We start from the raw sequence: 4,449 nt of genomic DNA, 5'->3' as shown, positions 1-4,449 counted from the left end.
GCCTCATACCCCTCACCCTGTCCCTCTCCCTATGGGAGAGGGGACCCGCGCCGCGCTCGGCTGCCGTGCGGGAACCGGCCGGCGCAGCACCTCCGCGTAGACCCGATCCAGCCCGTCGAGATGGCGGTCGAGGGTCAGTGGGTCGGCCCAGAAGCGGTCGTAGGCCGCCTCCGACATCGCCCGCGCCAGGGCGTCGTCGGCGAGGCGCCGCATGGCTCTGGCGAGCGCGTCGGCATCGCCCGAGCGGAACCACAGCCCGGTCACCCCGTCCGCCACCGCCTCGCGGCCGGCGCAGACGTCGCTGACGATGACGGGCAGGCCCAGCGCCTGCGCCTCCAGCACGGTGAGCGGCTGGCCCTCGTACCAGACGGAGGGAAAGACCAGGGCACGGGCCTCGCGCATCAGGGCGTGCACCTCGGCGGGCGCCCGCCAGCCGAGGATGCGGGCCTCCGGGTAGAGCGCCCGGATCTCGTCGGCCTGCGGCCCGTCGCCCACGAAGGTCGCGGCGACGCCAGCGCGCCGCGCCGCCTCGGCGAACAGGAGCGGGCCCTTCTCGGGCGAGATCCGACCGACGAAGACGAAGCCGCCGGGCGCGCCCGACCGGCGTCCGAGCGGGGGCACGTCGACCGGGTTGCCGACTTCGGCGAAGCGGGTGTCGGCGGGCAGGTAGGGCGCCATCGCGGCCCGCTGCAGGTGGCTGATCGTGATGATGGCGTCGGCGCTCCGGGTGAGCCCCGTGCCCTGCATCAGCCAGTGCCGACCGACCCGCATCAGCTTGCGGGCGTAGCTGCGCGAGTCGCAATTGTGCGCGAGGCAGGCCGGGGCGCCGGGCGTCCGATGGCAGGGGGCCGAGACGGGATAGTCGTAGAAGCCGCCGTTCGGGCAGGCGAGGTAGTACTCGTGCAGGGTGAACACCACCGGCAGGCCGCAGCCCAGCAGCACCGGCCCGACGGAGGGCGAGAGCGCCTTGGCCCAGCCGTGGACGTGGACGACGCTCGCGCGCGGGTCGAGCCCGGAGAGCAACGCCCGCAGGCGCTCGGCCGCCGTGCGGTTCCAGAGCCATTGCGCGCCGAACCGGGTGAGCGAGTGCGTGCTCATCACGTCGGCCTGGTCGGTGAGCACCACCGCCACGCCGGCTTCCGCGAGCCTGGGGTCGGCCGGCCCCACCGCGGCGAAGACGGTCACGGCGTGCCCGCGGGCGGCCAGCCCCAGCGCGCTCTCCACCACGACCTTGGCCTGACCGCCGTTGATGTAGGCGTGGTCGGCCACCAGCACGATCTGCACGGGGCCAGCCTCCTACTTGCGCGCCACCACGTAGGCGAAGCTCGTGAAGGTGCGCCAGTCGCGGGCGCGGGCGAGGCGGGTGAAGGCGGCGTCGACCTGTTTCACCACCGGGATCTTCCAGAAGTAGCTGTAGCCGTAGAACGGCAGCACGATCACCTCGCGGAACCCGATCTCGCGGAGCAGCGGCACCAGCGGTGCCTCGGAGCCGCGGCAGAGGTTGTAATGGGCCAGGAATTTCGGGTTGTCGCCGTCGTCGTGCCGGTCCGGGAAGAGGGTGTGGACGATCGCGCGGGAGAGGCGCTCGGGCATCAGCTCGTTGAGCACGAAGGGCGGCGCGAACAGGGTCGGGAAGAAGCTCAGCGCGACGCCGCCCGGAGTCAGGATGTCGTGGACGTTGCGCCACATCCGGGCCACGTCCGGCACGTGCTCCATCACCATGCGGCAATAGGCGAAGTCGAAGCGCTCGCGCCCCACCGTCGCCACCGTGTCGGGGGCGGCGATGTCGCAGCAGAGCTTGGCGAAGGCCGGGGGCGCCAGCATCAATTCGTGCTCGGAGATGTCGTTGAGCGTGACCGCGAGACCGTGAGCCCCGAGTTCGTCCGGCGTGAAGAGCGGGTCGCGCCCGCCGCCGATCTCGAGGTGGCGGCGCAGGCCGTGGGCCTTCGCCAGCGCCAGCACCATCGGCTTGTAGTTCTCCCAGGCCCAGTTCCAGTCCGAGGCGTAGCCGAGCCCGTCGGCGACCGCCCGCAGGCCGGCAGGCGCGGACGCGGTCGGCTGGGGGTCGAGGAAGGTCGGATGCATGTTCATGTGCATGTTCATGGGCGCGGCCTTCGGCGTCTGGTCGCCGAGACTGGCCACGGGCGGCTCAACACTCCGCAAAGATCGAGGGTTAACGAGACCCGATCGCGACGATGTCAGCCGAACTGCTCGCGCAGGATGCGCTCGTCGAGGCTGTGGCCGGGATCGTGCAGCAGGACGAGCTCGGTTCCCCGGTCGAGCCAGGTCTCGACGGTGCAGACCCGGCGGAACTCGGTGTGGTCGGCCACCGCCGCCACGGGACGGTGGGCGGCGTCGAGCACGTCGACCCGGATGCGGGCGTAGTCGGGCAGGAGCGCGCCGCGCCAGCGCCGGGGGCGGAAGGCCGAGATCGGGGTCAGCGCGAGCAGCTTGGCGTTGAGTGGCAGGATCGGGCCGCCGACGGAGAAATTGTAGGCGGTCGAGCCCGCGGCGGTGGCGCAGAGCACGCCGTCGGCGATCAGTTCCTCCAGCCGGACATGGCCGTCGATCGCGATCTTCAGCTTGGCGGTCTGGTGGGTCTGGCGCAGCAGGTAGACCTCGTTGATCGCCCGCGCGGTGTGGCTGCGCCCCTCGGTGTCGTGCGCCTCCATCAGCAGGGGATGGATCACGCTGCGGTGGGCCGCCTCCAGGCGCTCCAAGAGGTCGTCGCGCCGGTACTCGTTCATCAGGAAGCCGACCGTGCCGCGGTTCATCCCGTAGATCGGCTTGGCGCCGTCCATGAACCGGTGCAGCGCCTGCAGCATCAGGCCGTCGCCGCCGAGCGCCACCACCACGTCGGCCTCCTCGGGGGGCACGTTGTCGTAGCGCCGCATCAGGGTGTCGGCGGCCTCGCGCGCATCCGGGGTCGGGCTCGCGATGAAGGCGATCTTCTGGAAGCGCATGCGCGTCGGATCCACCCTCATCCCCGGGTTGACGCCGGCGCGCCGGCTCGCCTCAATCCCGGCTCCATCCTCTGCGGAGAGCCATAGCATGGAGCGCGCGCTCCTCGTCTATACCACGTTCGCCGATGCCGAGACGGCGCTCGACATCGGCGAGAGCCTCGTGCGCGACAGGCTCGCCGCCTGCGTCAACGTCCTGCCGGGGATGCGCTCGGTCTACGCCTGGAAGGGCGCGGTCGAGCGGGGCGCGGAGGTCGTCGCCCTGGTGAAGAGCCGGGAGGGGTTGGGGCCGGAACTCGCGGCGGCGCTCAAGGCGCGCCACCCCTACGAGACGCCGATCATCCTGCACCTGCCCGTGGAGGCGGCCGATCCCGGCACGCTCGCCTGGATCCTGGCCGAGACGGGCGCGGCCTGACCGGCAGCCCCCACACGACCCCGCTGCGGACAATGCGGGAGGACGAGGGCTGTCGGATCCGAACCGATGGATGGGCCCACGCGCCTGATTTCCAACGCGGAAACCGCTGAAATTCGGCCGGCTCCAATGGCGAAAAACAAATAAAAGGCGGCGTGTTTCTGAAATTTCGCTTGATAATTCGGCCGCAGATCTGTACGTATCGATGCATCGGACCAGATCCTGTCGGCCCGCTCTCTTGCTCTTGATCGAGCGCCGAGTCCGGTTTTCCGCTTTCATCGACGTTTGATCGCTGCACGAACCGCAGCGCGCCCGCTGCACGCCGCGTCGTGCAACGCTCCGAAATACGCCCGCCGTGCCGCGCCCAGAGCCGACACGGCCCATGGACATGCATGCATCCCATTCCTGATCCGAAGCCCGCGACGGCACAGCTCCGTCCGCAGGCTGCCGTGCGGCCCGTCTTCGGCCCCGCGCCGTGGAGCCCCCAATCCTGCGGCCTGACCCGCGAAGAACTGCGCAGGATCGTGCTGGCCGCCATCGGCTGACCCTACGGTCGCCGGAGCGCATCGACGATCCGACCAGACACCCAGACCAACATCCAGACCAGAGGCATTCCCATGAACATCGGCACCGTGAAGTGGTTCAACGGCACCAAGGGCTTCGGCTTCATCCAGCCCGAGGACGGCAGCAAGGACGTCTTCGTGCACATCTCGGCCGTCGAGCGGTCGGGCATGCAGACCCTCAGCGAGGGCCAGCGGATCTCCTTCGAGATGGAGACAGACCGCCGCACCGGCAAGCAGTCGGCCGGAAACCTGAAGGCCGCCTGAGGCAGGCCCGCGTTCCGCCCGAGCCTCGTCTCGGCGGGACCGACGCCGGGGAGGCCGCTTCGACCGGAGCGGCCTCCCCGGCTTTCCCATCCGCCGCGGGTGCGGCCCGTCCAGGGAGTCCACATGGGTCAATTCAAAGAGAACCAGCTCGTCGATCGTCTCGCCGCAGCCGCCAAGGCGCGTGAGGCGACCATCGCCCGTCTCCGGGCCCGGCCCGGGGCCGACGACCCGGCCGTCCTCGCGCGGCAGG

General features: G+C 70.7%; 6 protein-coding genes. 3 read left to right on the top strand and 3 right to left on the bottom strand.

Going from position 1 to position 4,449, the window contains the following annotated elements:
* Positions 1 to 12: 12 nt before the first annotated feature.
* The 3 genes from AX737_RS12825 to AX737_RS12815 are packed head-to-tail and all read right to left on the bottom strand — an operon-like array spanning position 13 to position 2,963.
* Positions 13 to 1,284 (bottom strand): glycosyltransferase family 4 protein, encoded by a 1,272-nt coding sequence (locus AX737_RS12825; protein WP_066921872.1) that lies wholly within the window; start codon positions 1,282 to 1,284, stop codon positions 13 to 15.
* Between the two features lie 12 nt (positions 1,285 to 1,296).
* Positions 1,297 to 2,142: a methyltransferase domain-containing protein gene (locus AX737_RS12820; protein ID WP_238229573.1), complete on the bottom strand. Its 846-nt coding sequence runs from the start codon at positions 2,140 to 2,142 to the stop codon at positions 1,297 to 1,299.
* Positions 2,143 to 2,198: 56 nt separating this feature from the next.
* Positions 2,199 to 2,963, bottom strand: coding sequence for an NAD kinase (locus AX737_RS12815; protein WP_066921870.1), 765 nt, complete (start codon positions 2,961 to 2,963; stop codon positions 2,199 to 2,201).
* A gap of 88 nt (positions 2,964 to 3,051) precedes the next feature.
* Here AX737_RS12815 and cutA point away from each other — a divergent pair, with 88 nt between their 5' ends.
* The 3 genes from cutA to AX737_RS35800 form a co-directional block, all read left to right on the top strand.
* Positions 3,052 to 3,375 carry a divalent-cation tolerance protein CutA gene (gene cutA, locus AX737_RS12810; RefSeq protein ID WP_066921868.1) on the top strand — a complete coding sequence of 108 codons (324 nt, stop codon included), beginning with the start codon at positions 3,052 to 3,054 and terminating at the stop codon, positions 3,373 to 3,375.
* A 614-nt stretch (positions 3,376 to 3,989) separates the two neighbouring features.
* The gene (locus AX737_RS12805) at positions 3,990 to 4,199 is read left to right on the top strand and encodes a cold-shock protein (protein ID WP_066921866.1); all 210 of its coding nucleotides are present in this window, start codon (positions 3,990 to 3,992) and stop codon (positions 4,197 to 4,199) included.
* A gap of 123 nt (positions 4,200 to 4,322) precedes the next feature.
* On the top strand, positions 4,323 to 4,449 hold a 127-nt coding region (locus tag AX737_RS35800; RefSeq protein WP_245293435.1), incomplete at its 3' end, for a DUF6481 family protein.

The organism is Methylobacterium sp. CCH5-D2 (assembly GCF_001556475.1).
Classification (GTDB): Bacteria; Pseudomonadota; Alphaproteobacteria; order Rhizobiales; family Beijerinckiaceae; genus Methylobacterium; species Methylobacterium hispanicum.
Note: the sequence above shows the minus strand (reverse complement) of the source record. Positions and strands in the feature narration are given on the sequence as shown.